Genomic DNA, 19,491 nt, shown 5'->3' on the forward strand with positions numbered 1-19,491 from the left:
CCTTGGTCCGGCGTCATGAGTGTCTCCCCGCAATCCGTTTCCGCAGATCCTTTCGGCCCCGAGTGGTTCCAGGCCGCCCGCGGCGGGCTGGACGACGCGGACGCGGCGGTGCTGCGCCAGGCGGCCGACTGGGTGCGCGAGCCCCTGCGCGGCGCGCAGGCCAGCACGGGCGAGGCCCTGGACGCGCACGCCGCCGCCGTGGTCCTGATCCTGCGCGACCTGGATTCGGATGCGGCCACCCGCGCGGCCGCCCTGCTGGCGGTGCAGCCGGTGCCGGCGGGCGAACTGTCGCGCGCCGATCCGCTGCGCAAGGCCTTCGGCCCCGAGATCACCTCCCTGGTCCAGGGCGTGCGCGCCCTGCTGCGCCTGGGCGCCGTCGCGGGCCGGGCCGGCGACGTGTCCGGCACCGACCAGAAGGAAATGCAGCGCAAGATGCTGCTGGCCATGGCGGCGGACCTGCGCATCGTGCTGATGCGGCTCGCCTCGCGCCTGCAGTCGCTGCGCTGGCATGCCGCCAGCCGCACGCCCTGCCCGGCGGAATTCGCGCGCGAGACCATGGCGCTGTACACGCCGCTGGCCAACCGCCTGGGGATCTGGCAGCTGAAATGGGAAATGGAGGACCTGTCCTTCCGCTTCCTGCAGCCGGACACCTACAAGGCCATCGCCCGCCAGCTGGAGGAAAAACGCGCCGAGCGCGAGGCCTTCATCGAGGACGTGATGGCGCGCCTGCGGGCGGCGCTGGCCGAAGCCGGCATCCGGGCCGAACTCAGCGGCCGGCCCAAGCACATCTACAGCATCTGGAACAAGATGCGCATCAAGCACCTGGAATTCCGCCAGCTCTTCGACCTGCGCGCCTTGCGCGTCATCGTCGAGGACGAGCGCGCCTGCTACGCCGCGCTGGCCCTGGTGCATGCGCTGTGGACGCCGGTGCCCGAGGAATTCGACGACTACATCGCCCGCCCCAAGCCCAACGGCTACCGCTCCCTGCACACCGTGGTGGCCGACGCCGAGGGCCGGGCCTTCGAGATCCAGATCCGCACGCGCGACATGCATCATTTCGCCGAATACGGGATGGCGGCCCACTGGCGCTACAAGGAAGCCGGCGCCCGGGGCGGCCAGGTGTCGGCCGCGGGGGAATACGACCAGAAGATCGCCTGGATGCGCCAGCTGCTGGCCTGGCGCGAAGAGGGCGGCGCGGCGCCCGCGCCCGGCGCGCGGCCCGACGAGCGCATCTATGTCATGACGCCCCAGGCGCGCGTGCTGGAGCTGCCCGCCGGCTCCACGCCGGTGGACTTCGCCTATCTGCTGCACACCGACCTGGGCCACCGCTGCCGGGGCGCCCGGGTCGACGGCCAGATCGTGCCGCTGTCCACGCCCCTGCGCACGGGCCAGACGGTGGAAATCATCGCCGCCAAGTCCGGCGGCCCCTCGCGCGACTGGCTCAATCCGCAGCTGGGCTACCTGGCCAGCCCGCGCGCGCGCGCCAAGGTCCGGGCCTGGTTCAACGCGGTCGAGCTGCAGCAGCGCATCGCCCAGGGCCAGGCCCTGGTTGAAAAGGAACTGCAGCGCCTGGGCCGCACCGCCGTCAACCAGGAACACCTGGCCCAGCAGCTGGGCTTCGCCCGCGCCGACGACCTGTACGTCGCGGCGGCCAAGGAAGAATTCAGTCTGCGGCAGATCGACCACGTGCTGCGCGAGCCCGAGCCGGCCCGCGAGCAGCCCGACGAGGCGCGCGTCTACGCCAGCGACGCCGGCAGCGTCGCCCGCACGGGCAAGAGCGGGGTGCTGGTGGTGGGGGTCGATTCCCTGATGACCCAGCTGGCGCGCTGCTGCCGGCCCGTGCCGCCCGACGCCATCGAAGGCTTCGTCACGCGCGGCCGGGGGTGTCGATCCACCGCCGCGACTGCCCCTCCTGGGCGGTCCTGGCGCAGCGCCACCCGGAACGCTGCATCGAGGTCGCCTGGGGCCAGACCGGCCAGGCCATGTATCCCGTGGATCTCGGCATCCACGCCCAGGACCGGCCCAACCTGCTGCGCGACCTGTCCGAGGTCTTCGCGCGCCTGCGGCTGCGGGTGGTGCGCGTCACGACCCACAGCCGCCGTTCGCTGGCGCACATGGTGTTCACCGTCGAAGTCCGCGACGGCGAGCAGATCCGCCAGGCGCTGGCCGCCGTCAACGAACTGCCCGGGGTCCAGGCCGCGCGGCAGTGAGCGGGCCGCCCGGCGGGTGGCGCGGACTCCCCCGGGCCGGGGCGGGCGGCCGGAGGCACCGGGCCGGACGGGGCTGCTAAAATGGCCGTTTGGCCCGTGCCCGCCCGGAGATCCCCGGCGGCGCCTTTGATGCGAGACTGGACTTGAAACCCTATCATCTGCCGGATGCCCAGGGGCATTTCGGGAAGTTCGGCGGTTCGTTCGTCGCCGAAACGCTGGTGCACGCCCTGGACGCGCTGCGCGAGGCGTATGCGCGCTACCGCGACGACCCCGAATTCCAGCGCGAATTCGCCTACGAGCTGGAACACTTCGTCGGCCGGCCCAGCCCGGTCTACCACGCCCGGCGCTGGTCCGAGCAGCTCGGCGGCGCGCAGATCTGGTTCAAGCGCGAAGACCTGAACCACACCGGCGCCCACAAGGTCAACAACTGCATCGGCCAGGCCCTGCTCGCCAGGCGCATGGGCAAGCCGCGCGTGATCGCCGAGACCGGGGCGGGCCAGCACGGGGTGGCCACGGCCACCGTGGCGGCGCGCTACGGCATGGAATGCGTGGTCTACATGGGCAGCGAGGACGTCCGCCGCCAGGCGTCGAACGTCTACCGCATGAAGCTGCTGGGCGCCCGCGTGGTGCCCGTGGAATCCGGCTCGCGCACCCTGAAGGACGCCCTGAACGAGGCCATGCGCGACTGGGTCACCAACGTGGAGGACACCTTCTACATCATCGGCACCGTGGCCGGCCCCGATCCCTATCCCCGGATGGTGCGCGACTTCCAGACCATCATCGGCCGCGAGTGCCGCGAGCAGATGCCGCGCGACGCGGGCCGCCAGCCCGACTACGTGATCGCCGCCGTGGGCGGCGGATCCAACGCCATCGGCATCTTCCACCCCTACATCGAGGACGAATCCGTCCGGCTGATCGGCGTCGAGGCCGCCGGCGAGGGCCTGGATTCGGGCCGCCACGCGGCCTCGCTGAACCGCGGCGTGGTCGGCGTGCTGCACGGCAACCGCACCTACCTGCTGCAGGACGAGCACGGCCAGATCACCGAGACCCATTCCGTGTCCGCCGGCCTGGACTACCCCGGCGTCGGGCCGGAACACGCCTGGCTGCACGACAGCGGACGTGCGCAGTACGTCGGCGTCACCGACCAGGAAGCCCTGGCCGCCTTCCACGACTGCTGCCGCATCGAAGGCATCATGCCGGCCCTGGAATCCTCGCACGCCATCGCCCAGGCGGTGAAGCTCGCCCCCACCCTGTCGCGCGACCGGATCATCCTGGTCAATCTGTCCGGCCGGGGCGACAAGGACATGCACACCGTGGCCGAATACAGCGGCATCACGCTTTGAAGGCTCCGCGGGCCTTGAAGGCTCCAAAGGGCTCCAAAGGTTTGGGAACCAAGGTTTAGGAACCGCTTTAGGAACATCCATGACTTCTTCAAATGCCCGTCTGGCGACCCGTTTCGCCTCCCTGGCGGGGCGGGCGGCCCTGATCCCGTACGTCACGGCGGGCGATCCCCTGGTGGCGTCCACGCCGGCGCTGATGCACGCGCTGGCGGCGGCCGGCGCCGACGTGATCGAGCTGGGCGTGCCGTTTTCCGATCCCATGGCCGACGGCCCGGTGATCCAGCAGGCCGGCGAACGCGCCATCGCCGCGGGCGTCAGCCTGGGCGCGGTGCTGGACATCGTCGCCGAATTCCGCCGCCAGGACGCTGAAACGCCGGTCGTGCTGATGGGCTATGCCAACCCGATCGAATGCATGGGCCAGGAGGCCTTCGTGCGGCGCGCCGCCGAGGCGGGCGTGGATGGCGTACTGACGGTGGACTACACGCCCGAGGAATCCGCCGGATTCGCCGCCCTGCTGGGGCGGGCCGGCCTGGATCCCATCTACCTGCTGGCGCCGACCTCGGCCGAGTCGCGCATCCGCGAAGTCGCCCGGCTGGCGCGCGGCTATGTCTATTACGTCTCGCTCAAGGGCGTGACCGGCGCCGGCCACCTGGACACCAACGACGTGGCGCGCCATCTGGCGGAAATCCGCCGCCACGTGAGCATCCCCGTGGGCGTGGGCTTCGGCATCCGCGACGCCGACAGCGCCGCGCGCGTGGCGCGGCACGCCGACGCCGTGGTGATCGGCAGCAAGCTCATACAGATCATCGAGGAAGCGTCCCTGCGCGACGGCCCGCAGGCCGCCATCGGCGCGGCGGCCCAGTGGCTGGCCCAGGTGCGCCAGGCCATCGAACCCATCCGGAAAGAAGGTTGACCGACCATGAGCTGGTTTGAAAAGATTCTCCCTCCGCGCATCAACCGCAGCGGCGATTCGGCCTCCAAGCGCGTGCCCGAGGGCCTGTGGGTCAAATGTCCCTCCTGCGAATCCGTCCTCTACAAGGAAGACCTGCAGGCCACCCTGAACGTCTGCCCCAAGTGCAGCCACCACATGCGCATCGGCGCCCGGGCGCGCATCGACGCGCTGCTGGACCCGGAAGGCCGCGTGGAGATCGGCGCCCAGACCCGCCCCATGGACCCGCTGAAGTTCAAGGACTCGCGCAAGTACCCCGAGCGCCTGGCCGAGGCCGTCAAGCAGACCGGCGAGACCGAGGCGATGGTGGTGGTGAGCGGCACGGTGCTCTCGGTGCCCACGGTGCTGGCGTGCTTCGAGTTCGCCTTCATGGGCGGTTCGATGGGCTCGGTGGTGGGCGAGCGCTTCGCCCGCGGCGTCCAGGCGTCCATCGAGCGGCGGATGCCCTTCGTCTGCGTGTCGTCCTCGGGCGGCGCGCGCATGCAGGAATCCCTGTTCTCGCTGATGCAGATGGCCAAGACCACCGCCATGCTGCACCAGCTGTCCGAGGCCGGCCTGCCCTTCATCAGCGTCCTCACCGACCCGACGATGGGCGGGGTGTCGGCCTCCTTCGCCTTCATGGGCGACGTGGTGCTGGCCGAGCCCAATGCCCTGATCGGCTTCGCCGGTCCGCGCGTGATCGAGCAGACCGTGCGCGAAAAACTGCCCGAAGGCTTCCAGCGCGCCGAATTCCTGCTGGGCAAGGGCGCCATCGACCGCGTGGTCGACCGCCGCGAGATGCGCGCCGAGCTGGCCCACCTGCTGGCGCTGTTCACGCGCCAGCCCATCGAGGTCGTGAAGGCCGCCTGAGGCGGCGGGCGGCCGCCCCGGCGGCGCCCCTGACGGCCCCTGGCGGCGCGGCGCGCGCGCCGGGATCCCGCCGTCCGGCCCCGGCGCGGGTCCCTACCGGGGCCGCGCCACGAAGTGGTCGCCGGCACCCTTGGGCAGCCGCACCGTGTCGAGCAGCCCGGCTAGGGCGATCCCGGCCGCGATCATGAACGCGACCCGATAGGGAAATGCCTGTCCGGCGATGTCCAGCGCGCCGGCCAGCGCCTCGCCCAGGCGTACCGCCAGGGCGCCCAGGGTGATGCCCGCGGCCATGCCGAGCTGCGAGACGACGTTGAACAGCCCGTTGGCATCGGCCATGCGCGCCTCGGGCACGTCGGCGAAGGCAAGCGTCCCCAGGCAGGTGAACTGCATCGAGCGGGCCATGCCGTGGACGAACAGGATGGGCAGCAGCAGCGGCAGCGGCATGGACGGCGTCAGCAGCGCGCAGGCGGCCAGGCTGGCCGCCGCCAGCAGCCCGTTCCACAGCATCACCGGGCGGTAGCCGAAACGGCGCAGGATGGGCGTGGTCACCGCCTTCATCCCCAGGTTGCCGGCGAAGACCACCAGCAGCAACAGGCCCGCCTCGAAGGCGTTCATGCCGAAGCCGAGCTGGAACATGAGCGGCAGCAGGAAGGGCAGGCTGCCGATCGCCATCCGCGTGACCGAGCCGCCGATCGCCACCACCCGGAACGTGGCGATGCGCAGGGGGGCCAGGCTCAGCATCGGCGCGGCCGCGCGGCGCAGGTGCCGCAGCGCGGCCGCCGCCAGGACGGCGCCGCCGGCCAGCAGGGCGAGGCCGGCCGGGTCGATCGTGGCCGCCAGCCGTTCCAGCGCGCCGAGCAGTGCGAAGATGCCCAGGCCGCACAGGGCGAAGCCGGTCCAGTCGAAGGGCCGGCGCGGCGCCGGTTCCAGCGGCGGGATCAGCCAGAGCGCCAGGACGAAGCCCAGGATGCCCAGCGGCACGTTGAGGAAGAAGATCCAGTGCCAGTCGAGATGGCTGGCGATGAAGCCGCCCAGCGGCGGCGCGATCACCGGCGCCACCAGCGCCGGCCAGACCAGGTTGGACATCGCCGCCATGCGGCGCTCCTGCGGCGTATGGCGCAGCACCAGCAGCCGGCCCACGGGCACCATCAGCGCGCCGCTGGCGCCCTGCAGCACGCGCAGGACGACGAAAGCGTGCAGGTTTTCGACCAGGCCGCAGCCCAGCGAGGTCAGCGTGAAGCCCGCGATGGCGCAGGCGAACACCCGGCGCGGCCCGTAGCGGTCGGTCATCCAGCCGCTCACCGGAATGAAGGCGCCCAGCGCCAGCAGGTAGGCGCTGATGGCAACGTTCAGCCGGACCGCGTCGATGCCGAAGGAGCGGCTCATGTCCGGCAGGGCGGTGGCGATGATGTTGCCGTCCAGCACCTCCATGAACATGGCGCCGGTGACGAGGAACATCGCCAGCCGCAGGCGCGCGTCCTGGAGTGCGCTCATGATGCGTGTCCCGTGGTCCCGTGAATGAAAAATGCCCGAAGCCGGGGCTTCGGGCATGGTGTGCCGCCGGGCCGCTCCAAGGCAGGCGGCGCCCTCCTTTCGGGGGAGGGGCGCCTTCCCGGGGTGGCCTCAGTGCGAGGTTTCCACCTGTTGCAGCGGTTCGTCCTGCGTCCGCGCGGCCGGCTTGCGGGCGCGGCCCAGGGGCTTGGGCGGCGCGGGCGGCACGTAGGGCGCGGTGGAGCGGGTCTCGACCATCTGCATGCCGGCGGCCTGCAGGGACTCGTCCAGCGAGGGCAGGGCGATCGGGTGGGACGCGTCCGGCGCGGCGGCCACCGAAGCCGGGGCCGGGGCCGGAGCCGCAGGCGCGGCTGCCGGCGCGGCCTGAACGGCGGCGGGCGCTTCCTGGGCCGCGGCTTCGTCCGCCTCGGCCTGGGCCGCGTCTTGCGCGGCCGGCTCGGCCGCCGGAGCGGCTTCGACGACGGGCGCGGCCTGGGTGGCGGGCTCGGCTTCGGCGACAGGCTTGGCCTGGGCGACCGGCTTGGCGGCAGGCGCGGCCTCGGCCACGCGGGCGGGTTCCGCCGCCGGTGCAGTTTCCACGGGAGACTGGACGGGCGCCACGGGGGTCCGGGCGGGTGCTTCGCCGGCGGCTTCGGCCTGGGCCTGGGCCGGCTCGACCGGCGTGCGGGCGGGCTCGGTGGGCGCGGGCCGGGCAAGCGGGGCATCGGCCGTGGTTTCGGCCGACGCCGGCGCGGCGGAGGCTTCGGCTGTCAGCGCTTCGGGGTCGAAGCGCGGCGTCTCGTGTGTTTCGATGGTCGGCGCATCGCCATCGGCCGAGGCGTCCTCGGTGGCGGCCAGGTCGGCGGCATCGCCGTTGCGGCGGCCGCGGCGGCCGCGGCGGCGGCGGCGCTTGCGTTCCGGGTCCGGGCTGTCCAGGTCGCCGTCGGCATCGGCGTCCACGGCCGGGCCGGCGACCGGCGCATCCTCGTCCTCGGCTTCAGGCAGGCTGCGCGGCGCATCCGGCAGGCCGTAGGCGTTTTCAGAGGGGGCCTGGACGGCGGCCGGCGCGTCGGCCGCCGGGGCGGTCAGCTCGTCGGCCTGGAGGTCGGCCGTTTCGCCCGCCTGCACGGCCATTTCGTCCGTGCGGCCGCGGCCCCGGCCACGCCGGCTGCGGCTGCGGCGCGGTTCGGCGGTCTCGTCCTGGACTTCGGCGACGACGGCGGTGTCGGCCTGGGCCGGCACGGCGGCGTCCGCGGCCGGGCGTTCGCGGCGGGAGGCCGGCCGGCCTTCCGGACGTTCCGCGCGCTCGGCGCGTTCCGGCCGTTCGGCGCGTTCCGGCCGTTCGGCGCGTTCCGTGCGATCGCCGCGTTCCGTGCGTTCACCGCGTTCGGCACGCTCGCCGCGGCCGGTGCGTTCGCCGCGGGGCGCGTCGGTGCGGCGTTCGCCGCGGCGGCCGCCATTGCGGCCGGTGGTGCCGCGCCGGCGGCCGTCGCCGGATTCACGCGACGGAGCGGGCGCGGCCGGCTCGGCGGCGGGGGCTTCGGCTTCGGCGGCCGAGCCCGTGAACCAGCCGAACAGGCGCTTGAGCAGTCCGCCCTGCGGCGCGGCGGGCGCCGCGGCGGCGGGCGCGGGAAGGGGGGCGGGGATTTCGGCGGCGCGCGGCGCGCGTTCCACGTGGGCCGGCGCCGGCTCGGCGGGCTGGATGCCCTTGACCAGGGCCTCGGGCCGGGCCTTGGCTTCCTGGGCCTTGTTCGGCTGCCAGACGAGCTTGTCCTCGGGTTCCTGGGCGAGCTCGAAGCTGGTCTTGTTCTCGTCCAGGCGCGGATCGTCGTGGCGCAGGCGCTCGATGTGGTGGTGCGGGGTTTCCAGGGACTTGTTCGGGATCAGGACCAGATTGACCTTCAGGCGGGACTCGATCTGGCCGATGTCGCGGCGCTTTTCGTTGAGCAGGAAGGTGGCGACGTCGACCGGCACCTGGGCGTGCAGGGCGGCCGTGCCTTCCTTCATGGCTTCTTCCTGGAGCAGGCGCAGCACGTGCAGGGCGCTGGATTCGGCGTCGCGGATCACGCCGGTGCCGGTACAGCGCGGGCAGGTGACGTGCGAGCCTTCGTTCAGGGCCGGGCGCAGGCGCTGGCGGGACAGTTCCATCAGGCCGAAGCGCGAGATCTTGCCCATCTGCACGCGGGCGCGGTCGAAATGCAGGGCGTCGCGCAGGCGCTGTTCGACGGAGCGCTGGTTCTTGCTGTCCTCCATGTCGATGAAGTCGATCACGATCAGGCCGCCCAGGTCGCGCAGGCGCAGCTGGCGGGCGACTTCGTCGGCGGCCTCCAGGTTGGTGCGCAGGGCGGTTTCCTCGATGTCGGCGCCGCGCGTGGAGCGCGCGGAGTTGACGTCCACCGCCACCAGGGCCTCGGTGTGGTCGATCACGATGGCGCCGCCCGAGGGCAGGGTGACCGTGCGCGAGTAGGCGGTCTCGATCTGGTGTTCGATCTGGAAGCGGGAGAACAGGGGCACGTCGTCGCGGTAGCGTTTCACGCGGTTGACGTTGTCGGGCATGACCACGCTCATGAAGGCGGTCGCCTGATCGTGAATGTCGTCCGTATCGATCAGGATTTCGCCGATTTCAGGCGAGAAGTAGTCGCGGATGGCGCGGATGACCAAGCTGGATTCCAGGTAGATCAGGATCGGCGCCTTGTTTTCGCGGGCGGCGGCGTCGATGGCGGTCCAGAGCTGCAGCAGGTAGTTCAGGTCCCACTGCAGTTCCTCGACGCCGCGGCCGATGCCGGCGGTGCGGGCGATCATGCTCATGCCGGCCGGGATTTCCAGCTGGTCCATGGTGTCGCGCAGTTCCTGGCGGTCTTCGCCCTCGACCCGGCGCGACACGCCGCCGCCGCGCGGATTGTTGGGCATCAGCACCAGGTAGCGGCCGGCCAGGGAGATGAAGGTGGTGAGGGCCGCGCCCTTGTTGCCGCGCTCTTCCTTTTCGACCTGGATGATGAGTTCCTGGCCTTCGGCCAGGGCGTCCTGGATGCGGGCGCTGCGCACGTCCACGCCTTCCTTGAAGTAGCTGCGCGCGACTTCCTTGAAGGGCAGGAAGCCGTGGCGGTCTTCCCCGTAGTTGACGAAGCAGGCTTCCAGTCCCGGCTCGATGCGGGTGATGACGCCCTTGTAGATGTTGCCCTTGCGCTGCTCGCGCCCGGCGGTCTCGATGTCCAGGTCGATCAGTTTCTGGCCATCGACAATCGCGACGCGTAATTCTTCTTGGTGCGTCGCATTGAACAGCATGCGTTTCATGAGTGTGTTTCTCCGTAGTCAGGGCGCGCCGGATTCGGCGCACGGCCACGGGTCACTCGGTGTGCGATGCGGCAGTCTGCGAGGGGATCGGTGCGCTGACGAGGTCAGGCCGCGCCGGTCTCCTGGGGAGGGGGCACGGTGCGCCGGGGGGCGCGGGGTTCTGTCAGCAGGGAGGTCAAGGGCACGATACGTGGTTGACGAAATTGATTGCTGGGAACGGCGGACGCCGGCCATGGGGCCGCATCCGGTGCGGAAGAGCGAGCAGAATCTGCGGCGTCGCACGCGGCCTGACGTCGATTCCAGCGCCCGGCGGCAGCGCGCGGGGGAGGGAACCGGGACGGAGCCGGCGACCAAGGACCTGGAGGCTGGAAGTGAGGCAGTACAATGGGGTCCCTGCTGCCCGACGGAGATGCATCCATTGCGTCTCTACGCCCGGCGGTTTCCAGCCTCTATGGGCTGTTGCGATTATATGCCGCTTTTCCCTATGCGCAAAATAGTTGATCCGCCCGCCCCGCCGCCGGCCGTCCGCCTCGTGGTGGTCGGAACCGAGCACGAGGGGCAGCGGCTGGACAATTTCCTGCTGCGGGTCTGCAAGGGCGTGCCCAAGAGCCACGTCTACAAGGCCATCCGCGACGGCCAGGTCCGGGTCAATAAGGGCCGCAGCCGGGCCGACGTCCGCCTGGCCAGCGGCGATTCGGTGCGCATCCCGCCGCTGCGCCTGCCCGCGCCGGGCGCCGCCGCGCCGGTGCCGCCGGCCGACTTCCCGGTGCTGTACGAGGACGCCCACCTGCTGGTGATCGACAAGCCCGCCGGGGTGGCCGTGCACGGCGGCAGCGGCGTGTCCTTCGGGGTGATCGAGCAGCTGCGCGCCGCGCGCCCCGCCGAGCGCCTGCTGGAACTGGCGCACCGCCTGGACCGGGAAACCTCCGGTGTGCTGATGGTGGCGCGCAGCCGCAAGGCCCTGGTGGCCCTGCACGACATGATGCGCGAGAGCCGGGGGCGCAAGCACTACCTGGCGCTGGTCGTGGGCGACTGGGTCAACGACCGCCAGCACATCCGCCTGCCGCTGCTCAAATACCTGACGCCGGACGGCGAGCGCCGGGTGCGCGTCGACGCCCTGGGCAAGCCCGCCCACACCATCGTCACCCTGCAGCGCCGCTACGCCGGGCGCTATTCCCTGGTGGGGGCCGAACTGCGCACCGGGCGCACCCACCAGATCCGGGTGCACCTGGCCGCGCAGGGGCACCCGATCGCCGGCGACGAGAAATACGGCCCGGACGCCGTGCGCGCCGCCCTGGCCGCCCAGGGCTTCCGGCGCATGTTCCTGCATGCGCACCGGCTGGAGATCCCCCATCCGGTCTCCGGCGAACCCCTCGTCTTTGAATCCCCGCTGCCGCCCGCCTGCCGGGCGCTGCTGGACCAACTGGAGCATGCCCGCCCATGAACGCCCCCGACCCGACGGCGATTCCCCCGGCACCGGTTCCGGGCCTCGACGCGCCGGTCAAGCAGTATCGCGCCGTGATCTTCGACTGGGACGGCACGCTGCTGGACTCCACCCATCACATCGTCGGCGCGCTGCTGGGCGCCTGCCGCGACCTGGGGCTGCGCGAGCCGTCCCGCGAGGAAGCCGGCTGGGTCATCGGGCTGTCGCTGCAGGCGGCCCTGTACCGCCTGGTGCCGGAACTGGGCGCCGACCGCGTGGACGCCTTCGTCGGCCGCTACCGCGCGCACTTCATGGCGCTGCAGCACGAAATGCGGCTGTTCGAGGGCCAGGCGCGGCTGCTGCGCGAACTGAGCGCGGGCGGGGCGGTGCTGGGCGTGGCCACGGGCAAGAGCCGCCGCGGCCTGGACGAGTCGATCGAGCGCCTGGGGCTGCACGATCTGTTCCACGCCACGCGCACCGTCGACGAGGCGCGCGGCAAGCCGGATCCGGACATGCTGCTGCAGCTGCTGGCCGAGCTGGACCTGGCGCCGGAGACGGTGCTGATGGTGGGCGACACCACCCACGACGTGCTGATGGCGCAGGCGGCCGGGGTGGACAGCCTGGCGGTCGCCTACGGCGCGCATGCGCCGTCCCTGCTGGAGTCCGCCCGGCCGACGGCGCTGGCCGCCACGGTGCCCGACATGCAGGCCTGGATCCGGGCGCGCGCGGGCTGATTTTCGGCGCATGGCAAGCCCATGCATCCGAAACGGGGCGTTCAGGCTGGAAGGCAATCCGCCGGCGGGCGGGGAACCTTTCCGCACGATTGAGGCCTAAACTGGATTGTCTTCCGACCGGTGGATCATCATGCGTGCACCCTGGGAAATCGGCATCCGGCCCTCCGAAATCACGCCCGAGCCCGTCTGGCGGTCGCGGCGGCGATGGCTGCGGCAGGCGGCCCTGGGCACGCTGGCGCTGGGCGCGGGCGGTGGCCTGGCCCGGGCGGCCGGCCCCGCCGACGGGGCGGAGGGCCCCGCGCTGCCGGCCCCGCGCGCGGCCCGCTGGTCCACCGACGAGCCGCCCAACGTCTGGCGCGACATCACCACCTACAACAATTTCTACGAATTCGGCACCGGCAAGGGCGATCCGGCCGAATACGCGGGGCGGATGCGGCTGGAGCCCTGGACGGTGCGGATCGACGGCGCCGTGCGCAAGCCCCTGACCCTGGACCTGGACGCGCTGCGCCGGCTGGCGCCCCTGGAAGAGCGCGTCTACCGGCTGCGCTGCGTCGAGGCCTGGTCCATGGTGATCCCCTGGACCGGCTATTCGCTGTTCCATCTGCTGCGCCACGTGGAGCCGACGGCCGACGCCCGCTACGTGGTGTTCACCACGGCCCTGCAGCCCGAGGCCATGCCGGGCGTGTCGGCCGGCATCCTGGACTGGCCCTACGTCGAAGGCCTGCGCATGGACGAGGCCATGCATCCGCTGGCGCTGCTCGCCTTCGGCGTCTACGGCCGCGCCCTGCCGCCGCAGAACGGCGCGCCCCTGCGGCTGGTCGTGCCCTGGAAATACGGCTTCAAGTCGGCCAAGTCGCTGGTCGGCATCCGCCTGCAGGCGCAGCCGCCGGTCACCAGCTGGATGCGCGCCGCGCCCCGGGAATACGGCTTCTACGCCAACGTGAACCCGGCGGTGCCGCATCCCCGCTGGAGCCAGGCGACCGAACGCCGCATCGGCGCCGGCTTCTTCGCGCCGCGCCTGCCCACCCAGCCCTTCAACGGCTATGCCGAGGCGGTGGCCGGGCTGTACGCGGGCATGGACCTGGCGCGCAACTTCTGATGGGCGCGCGCGCGGATGGGGCCCGTCCCGCGGCTTCGGCCTCGGCCCCGGCTGCCGCCGCGCGCCGGCCGCGGCCGGGCGGCGGCCGGGTGCTGGGCGCCTGCGTCCATGCCTGCGGCCTGTTTCCCCTGCTGCGCTGGATCGCGCTGGGTCTGGCCGGGGGCCTGGGCGCCAATCCGCAGGAATTCCTCACCCGTTCCTCCGGCCTCTGGGCGCTGGCGCTGCTGTGGGCCACCCTGGCCGTGACGCCGGCGCGCCGCCTGGGCTGGTCCGGCCTGCTGCGCCACCGGCGCAAGCTGGGCCTGTACGCCTTCTTCTATACCGCGCTGCACGTCCTCGCCTGGGCGGTCTGGGACCGGGGCGGAGCGCCGGCCTCGATGTGGACGGACCTCTGGGCGCGCGACTTCATCGGCGTGGGCGCGCTGGCCGTACTGTGCCTGATCCCGCTGGCGGCGACCTCCACGCAGGGCTGGATGCGGCGCCTGGGGCGCGGCTGGAAGCGCCTGCACATGCTGGTCTACCCGGCCGCGATCCTCTCGGCGCTGCATTTTGACTGGATGCGGGCGGGCAAGAACGATTTCCTGGAACCGCGCCTGTACGCGGCGGTCCTGGCGCTGCTGCTGGCCGCGCGCCTGCCGGGGTGGTGGCGCGGCCGGCGCGCGGCGCGGTAATCGGCCTGTTTTGCCGCCGGGCCGCCCCAAGGCAAAACGCGCCCCCTCGGGGGGATGAGCCCGGTCATCGGTCAGTCCCTGCGGACTGACCGATGCCTGGCGAATCCAAGCGGCTTGCAAGCCGCGCGGTGGATAGCAAGCAGCCAAAGGCTGCGCAGCGTGGGGGCCCTTTACTCCGCCAGGTACAGGAACAGCGTCGGCTTGCGCTCGAAGTCCGGCGGCCCGGCCTTGCGCCACTGGGCGATGGTGCGCGTGGCGATGGCCTCGTCGTCGCAGGTCAGCGCGCTGGCGACGCACAGCCGCGTCGTGTCGCGCAGGGTGCGCAGCAGCGCCTCGAACAGCGCGGCGTTGCGGTAGGGGGTCTCGATCAGGATCTGGGTCTGCCGCTGCTTGTGGGACGCCGATTCCCAGGCGCGCAGCTGGGCGTCGCGCTCGTGCGCCTTGACCGGCGCGTAGCCGTGGAAGGCGAAGCGCTGGCCCTGCAGGCCGCTGGCCATCAGGCCCAGCATGATGGACGAGGGCCCGGTCCAGGGCACGACGCGGATGCCGGCGGCATGCGCCTGGGCGACCACCAGCGCACCGGGGTCCGCGACGGCCGGGCAGCCGGCCTCCGAGACCAGGCCGAGGTCCTGGCCGGCGGGCACGGCGGCCAGCCAGGCGCGGATTTCCTCCGCCCGCGTGTCCGGCTTCAGGGTGTGGATGGTGATGTCCTGCAGCGGGACGGCGGTCTCGATCTGCTTGAGGAAGGCGCGCGCCGATTTCGCGTTCTCGGCGATGAAGCAGCGCAGCGTGGCGGCGATCTCGCGGGCGGCGCGGGGCAGCCAGCGTTCCGGGTCCGCCTGGCCCAGGCCGACGGGGATCAGGTGCAGGGTGGTCATGATCGGGGTGAATAAGGCTGGGTCTCAGGATGGGAGGCGAGGGGTTCCAGGCCGAAGGCCCGCAGCATGCGGCACAGCGCGATCAGGGGCAGGCCGATCAGGGCGGTGGGGTCGTCGCTGCGCATCCGCTCCATCAGCGCGACGCCCAATTGCTCGGCCTTGGCGCTGCCGGCCGTGTCGAAGGGCTGCTCGACGCGCAGGTAGTGTTCGATCCGGGCGTCGTCCAGGGCCAGGAAGCGGCATTCGGTCGGCACCTGCTCCAGCAGGTGGCGCCGCCCGTCAGTGACGCACAGGGCGGTATGGAACAGGACGTCGCGGCCGCCGAAGCGGCGCAGCTGGTCGCGGGCGGCCTCGAAGGAGCCCGGCTTGCCGATGGGTTCGCCCTGGAACACGGCGACCTGGTCCGAGCCGATCACCAGGGCGCCGGGGTGGCGCGCGGCGATCGCGGCGGCCTTTTCGCGCGCCAGGCGCAGCGACAGGTCGAGCGGCGATTCGCCCGGGCGCGGGCTTTCGTCGATGTCCGGCGACCGGACGGAAAAAGGCAGGTTCAGCCGCCGCAGCAGGGCGCGGCGGTAGGGCGAGCTGGAAGCCAGTATGAGCGGCATGGGGAAATCCTGGTGAAGTCCGTCAGTTTAGCGTGCACAGGATTGAGCGCGTACGGAAGCAGCATGCACAGGAACACACAGAAACATTGACCCTGCCCCCCATGATCAGGTATCATCTAGAGTTTTCCCGAGTACCAATTTCCATGGTCATCGATGCGAGCGGTGATATGGCCGGTTTTGCGCGGGCCGGACGGAGCCTGGAGGGTGTGACGCGAACGGGCCAGTTCGCGCGCCTGTGCCAGGACCTGCCCGGGCAGCAGGACGGCGACATCCGCTGGCGCGTGCGCGGGCGGTTCGATGCGCCGACCGGACGGTCCTGGCTGGATGTCGAGGCCGAAGGGCCGGTGCGGGTCGTCTGCCAGCGTTGCCTGGAAGCCTTCAGCCTGACGCTGCGGGTGTCCAGCACGCTGGGCCTGGTGGAAACCCAGGCGCAGCTGGATGCCATGGATGCGCTCGAAGCCGAAGGCCAGGGCCCCGAGATCGAATATCTCGTCGCCGGGCAGCGCCTGGATGTCCCGGGCCTGGTCGAAGACGAACTGATCCTGGCGCTGCCCTACGCCCCCCGCCACGACGTGTGTCCGGGGGACGGGGACGCGGCGGAGCCGCCCCGCCGGCCTTCGCCGTTCGCGGTCCTGGAACGGCTCGGGAAAGACTGAATTTTCGTTCAACACACGGGCTCGTGCTTACCTTAAAATGAGCGGCCCCGATCACAGGAGTCATCATGGCTGTCCAGCAAAACAAAAAGAGCCCGTCCAAGCGCGGCATGCACCGCTCGCACGATTTTCTCACGGCTCCCGCCACGGCCATCGAGCCGACCACCGGTGAACTGCACCTGCGTCACCACATCAGCCCGAACGGCATCTATCGCGGCCGCAAGGTCCTGAAGACCAAGAACGACGAATAAGTCATCCGCGCACCGGTCTTTCCCCGCGCCGATGTCCCATTCCCATCCGATCATCGCCATCGATTGCATGGGCGGTGACCATGGCCTGCCGGTCACCGTGCCGGCGGCGATGGCCTTCGCCCAGTTGCATCCCGATACCCGGTGCCTGCTGGTCGGCGACGAGGCCCTGATCCGTCAGGTCCTGCAGCAGAACGCGGCGTCCGCCGGCCAGTTCGAGATCCTGCACGCCTCCGAAGTCGTCACCATGCACGATTCGGTGGAAGTCGCCCTGCGCCGCAAGAAGGATTCCTCGATGCGGGTGGCGGCCCAGGCCGTGAAGGACGGCCGCGCCGACGCCGCCGTGTCGGCCGGCAACACCGGCGCCTGGATGGCGATCTCCCGCTACGTGCTCAAGACGCTGGACGGCATCGACCGTCCGGCCATCGCCACCGCGCTGCCCAACCAGCAGGGCGGCTCCACCACGGTGCTGGACCTGGGGGCCAACGTGGACTGCACGGCCGAGCACCTGCTGCAGTTCGGCCTCATGGGGGCCGCGCTGGTGTCCGCCGTGGACCGCCGCGCGCAGCCCTCCGTCGGCCTGCTGAACATCGGCGAAGAACTCATCAAGGGCAACGAGGTCGTCAAGCAGGCGGCCGACCTGCTGCGCGGCAGCGGCCTGAACTTCTACGGCAACGTCGAGGGCGACGACATCTTCAAGGGCACGGTGGACGTGGTCGTCTGCGACGGCTTCGTCGGCAACGTGGTCCTGAAGTCCATCGAGGGCCTGGCGCGCATGATCGGCGCCATGATGCGCGAGGAATTCCGCCGCAACCCCTTCACCATGGCGGCGGGCCTGGTCGCCACCCCCGTCCTGCAGCGCTTCCGCGCCCGCGTGGACAATCGCCGCTACAATGGGGCGGCCCTGCTGGGCCTGCGCGGCATCGTCATCAAGAGCCACGGCTCGGCCGACGCCTATGCCTACGGCCAGGCGCTGCAGCGCGCCCGCGAGGCCGTGCTCAACGGCCTCCTCGAAGGCACCATCCAGCGCCTCGACGCCCTGCGCGGCCGCACGCCGTCCTCCGCGGCCGGCGAATCGGCCCCGACGGCCTAGTCCTCTTTTTCCGGAATCGATATGCCTTACGCCAGGATCACAGGAACGGGCGGCTATCTGCCCCCACGCGTCGTCAGCAACGATGATCTGGCCGCCGACCTGGCCACGCGCGGCATCGAGACTTCCGATGCCTGGATCACCGAGCGCACCGGCATCCGCCAGCGCCACATCGCCGATCCGGGCACCAAGACCAGCACCCTGGCCACGGCGGCCGCGCGCGCGGCGCTGGACAACGCCGGCCTGACGGCCGAGCAGCTCGACCTGATCATCGTCGCCACCTCCACGCCGGACTTCATCTTTCCCAGCACCGCCTGCCTGGTGCAGGCCAATCTGGGCGTGGGCGGCGCCGCCGCCTTCGACGTCCAGGCCGTGTGCAGCGGCTTCGTCTACGCCCTGGCCACCGCGGACGCCTTCGTGCGGGCCGGCCGCGCGCGCCACGCCCTGGTGATCGGCGCCGAGGTCTTCTCCGGCATCCTCGACTGGAACGACCGCCGCACCTGCGTGCTGTTCGGCGACGGGGCCGGGGCCGTGGTGCTCAGCGCCGCCGACGAGCCCGGCATCCTGGCCGCGCGGCTGAACGCCGACGGGCGCCAGCAGCACATCCTGTGCGCCGCCGGCAGCGTCGCGGGCGGGCAGGTCACGGGCGATCCCTTCCTGCGCATGGACGGCCAGGCGGTGTTCAAGCTGGCCGTCAATTCCCTGACGCGCTCGGCGCGCGAGGTCTGCGACGACGCCGGCATCGACGTCTCCGAACTCGACTGGATGGTGCCGCACCAGGCCAACATCCGCATCCTGAATTTCATCGGCCGCAAGCTCGGCCTGCCCGAAGAAAAGCTCATCGTCACCCTGGACCGCCATGCCAACACCTCGGCGGCCAGCGTGCCGCTGGCGCTGGACGTCGCCTGGCGCGACGGCCGCATCCGTCCCGGCCAGACCGTGCTGCTGCAAGGGGTGGGCGGCGGCTTCACCTGGGGCTCCGTCCTCGTGAAAATCTGAAGACCACATCCTGAAGACCGCATGATGAAGATCGCATTCGTATTTCCCGGCCAGGGCTCGCAGGCCGTCGGCATGATGGACGCCTGGGCCGGGGACGCCGGCGTCCAGGCCACGCTGCGGGCCGGCGACGAAGCGCTGGGCGAGGACCTCTCCGGCCTGATCGCCCACGGTCCCGCCGAGACCCTGAACCTCACCGTCCACACCCAGCCCGCCATGCTGCTGTGCTCCGTCGCGATGTACCGCGCCTGGCGCCAGGCGGGCGGCGCCGCCCCCGCCCTGGTGGCCGGCCACAGCCTGGGCGAGTATTCCGCCCTGGTGGCGGCCGGCGCGCTGGACCTGGCCGACGCGGTGCGCACCGTGCGCGTGCGCGCCGAGGCCATGCAGTCCGCCGTGCCGGTGGGCGAGGGCGCCATGGCCGCCATCCTGGGGCTGGACGACGAGGCCGTGCGCCAGGCCTGCGCCCAGGCCGCGGAAGGCCAGGTCGTCGAGGCCGTCAACTACAACGCCCCGGCCCAGGTCGTGATCGCCGGCCACACGGCGGCGGTCGAGCGCGCCTGCGAGCGCGCGCGCGCCGCCGGCGCCAAGCGCGCCGTGGCCCTGCCGGTGTCAGCGCCCTTCCATTCGCGCCTGCTGGAGCCGGCCGCCGCCGTGCTCGGCCGGACGCTGGCCGGCGTGGCCCTGGCGTCCCCGGCCATCCCCCTGATCAACAACGTCGATGTCGCCCGCCCGGCCGAGCCGGACGCCATCCGCGACGCGCTGGTGCGCCAGGCCTGGCACCCGGTCCGCTGGGTCGAGACCATCCAGGCCATGAAGTGCGACGGCGTCACCCACGTCGTCGAATGCGGGCCGGGCAAGGTCCTGGCGGGCCTGGTCAAGCGCATCGACCGCGAAATCAACACGTTCAACATCACCGATCCGGCGTCCCTGCAACAGACGCTGGAAGCTCTGGGAGGCTGAC

General features: G+C 71.6%; 16 protein-coding genes and 1 pseudogene. 13 read left to right on the forward strand and 4 right to left on the reverse strand.

All coding sequences use genetic code 11. The annotated features are described in order from the left end of the window. Window positions 1–15 precede the first annotated feature (15 nt). The 4 genes and pseudogenes from BN940_RS05100 (at window position 16) to accD (ending at window position 5,348) form a co-directional block, all read left to right on the forward strand. Window positions 16–2,210 (forward strand): annotated as a pseudogene (locus tag BN940_RS05100) (RelA/SpoT family protein). 143 nt (window positions 2,211–2,353) lie between these two features. Further along, on the forward strand, window positions 2,354–3,553 hold the full coding sequence (trpB, locus tag BN940_RS05105) for a tryptophan synthase subunit beta (protein ID WP_043680845.1): 1,200 nt from the start codon (window positions 2,354–2,356) through the stop codon (window positions 3,551–3,553). 79 nt (window positions 3,554–3,632) lie between these two features. Continuing rightward, window positions 3,633–4,463, forward strand: coding sequence for a tryptophan synthase subunit alpha (gene trpA / locus BN940_RS05110; RefSeq protein WP_043680848.1), 831 nt, complete (start codon window positions 3,633–3,635; stop codon window positions 4,461–4,463). Between the two features lie 6 nt (window positions 4,464–4,469). Further along, a complete protein-coding gene (gene accD, locus BN940_RS05115; RefSeq protein ID WP_043680851.1) occupies window positions 4,470–5,348 on the forward strand; it encodes an acetyl-CoA carboxylase, carboxyltransferase subunit beta in 879 nt (292 codons plus the stop codon). Window positions 5,349–5,441: 93 nt separating this feature from the next. On the opposite strand, the gene BN940_RS05120 is transcribed toward accD, so the two are convergent. Both BN940_RS05120 and BN940_RS05125 read right to left on the reverse strand, forming a co-directional pair. Next, on the reverse strand, window positions 5,442–6,842 hold the full coding sequence (locus tag BN940_RS05120) for an MFS transporter (RefSeq protein WP_043680854.1): 1,401 nt from the start codon (window positions 6,840–6,842) through the stop codon (window positions 5,442–5,444). Window positions 6,843–6,971: 129 nt separating this feature from the next. Beyond that, window positions 6,972–10,133, reverse strand: a complete 3,162-nt coding sequence (locus BN940_RS05125) for an Rne/Rng family ribonuclease (RefSeq protein ID WP_043680858.1) — start codon at window positions 10,131–10,133, stop codon at window positions 6,972–6,974. Window positions 10,134–10,602: 469 nt separating this feature from the next. Between BN940_RS05125 and BN940_RS05130 the strand changes: the two genes are divergently transcribed. From BN940_RS05130 to BN940_RS05145, 4 genes are all read left to right on the forward strand, one after another. Continuing rightward, window positions 10,603–11,577: an RluA family pseudouridine synthase gene (locus BN940_RS05130; RefSeq protein ID WP_043680861.1), complete on the forward strand. Its 975-nt coding sequence runs from the start codon at window positions 10,603–10,605 to the stop codon at window positions 11,575–11,577. Beyond that, window positions 11,574–12,290 (forward strand): HAD-IA family hydrolase, encoded by a 717-nt coding sequence (locus BN940_RS05135; RefSeq protein WP_084330523.1) that lies wholly within the window; start codon window positions 11,574–11,576, stop codon window positions 12,288–12,290. The genes BN940_RS05130 and BN940_RS05135 overlap by 4 nt, the downstream gene beginning before the upstream one ends. A 124-nt stretch (window positions 12,291–12,414) precedes the next feature. After that, entirely contained in the window at window positions 12,415–13,389 is a 975-nt protein-coding gene (gene msrP / locus BN940_RS05140) for a protein-methionine-sulfoxide reductase catalytic subunit MsrP (protein WP_043685935.1), read from the forward strand. Next, window positions 13,389–14,060 carry a protein-methionine-sulfoxide reductase heme-binding subunit MsrQ gene (locus BN940_RS05145; RefSeq protein ID WP_043680863.1) on the forward strand — a complete coding sequence of 224 codons (672 nt, stop codon included), beginning with the start codon at window positions 13,389–13,391 and terminating at the stop codon, window positions 14,058–14,060. Before msrP ends, BN940_RS05145 begins: the two co-directional genes overlap by 1 nt. 170 nt (window positions 14,061–14,230) lie before the next feature. Here BN940_RS05145 and BN940_RS05150 read toward each other — a convergent pair whose 3' ends face one another. Continuing rightward, window positions 14,231–14,941 carry an SAM-dependent methyltransferase gene (locus BN940_RS05150; protein ID WP_148304889.1) on the reverse strand — a complete coding sequence of 237 codons (711 nt, stop codon included), beginning with the start codon at window positions 14,939–14,941 and terminating at the stop codon, window positions 14,231–14,233. Continuing rightward, window positions 14,935–15,543 carry a Maf family nucleotide pyrophosphatase gene (locus BN940_RS05155; protein WP_043680874.1) on the reverse strand — a complete coding sequence of 203 codons (609 nt, stop codon included), beginning with the start codon at window positions 15,541–15,543 and terminating at the stop codon, window positions 14,935–14,937. The genes BN940_RS05150 and BN940_RS05155 overlap by 7 nt, the downstream gene beginning before the upstream one ends. A gap of 206 nt (window positions 15,544–15,749) precedes the next feature. Between BN940_RS05155 and BN940_RS05160 the strand changes: the two genes are divergently transcribed. The 5 genes from BN940_RS05160 to fabD all read left to right on the forward strand — a co-directional run bounded on the left by BN940_RS05160 (window position 15,750) and on the right by fabD (window position 19,490). Then, window positions 15,750–16,199, forward strand: coding sequence for a YceD family protein (locus BN940_RS05160; protein ID WP_052355623.1), 450 nt, complete (start codon window positions 15,750–15,752; stop codon window positions 16,197–16,199). A gap of 65 nt (window positions 16,200–16,264) precedes the next feature. Beyond that, a complete protein-coding gene (gene rpmF / locus BN940_RS05165; RefSeq protein ID WP_043680877.1) occupies window positions 16,265–16,447 on the forward strand; it encodes a 50S ribosomal protein L32 in 183 nt (60 codons plus the stop codon). Window positions 16,448–16,478: 31 nt separating this feature from the next. Beyond that, entirely contained in the window at window positions 16,479–17,537 is a 1,059-nt protein-coding gene (plsX, locus tag BN940_RS05170) for a phosphate acyltransferase PlsX (RefSeq protein ID WP_043680879.1), read from the forward strand. Window positions 17,538–17,558: 21 nt separating this feature from the next. Next, window positions 17,559–18,533: a beta-ketoacyl-ACP synthase III gene (locus BN940_RS05175; RefSeq protein WP_043680882.1), complete on the forward strand. Its 975-nt coding sequence runs from the start codon at window positions 17,559–17,561 to the stop codon at window positions 18,531–18,533. Window positions 18,534–18,557: 24 nt separating this feature from the next. Then, window positions 18,558–19,490, forward strand: coding sequence for an ACP S-malonyltransferase (gene fabD, locus BN940_RS05180; protein WP_043685940.1), 933 nt, complete (start codon window positions 18,558–18,560; stop codon window positions 19,488–19,490). Window position 19,491: the final 1 nt, after the last annotated feature.

The sequence above is a fragment of the Castellaniella defragrans 65Phen genome (assembly GCF_000612685.1).
Classification (GTDB): Bacteria; Pseudomonadota; Gammaproteobacteria; order Burkholderiales; family Burkholderiaceae_B; genus Castellaniella; species Castellaniella defragrans.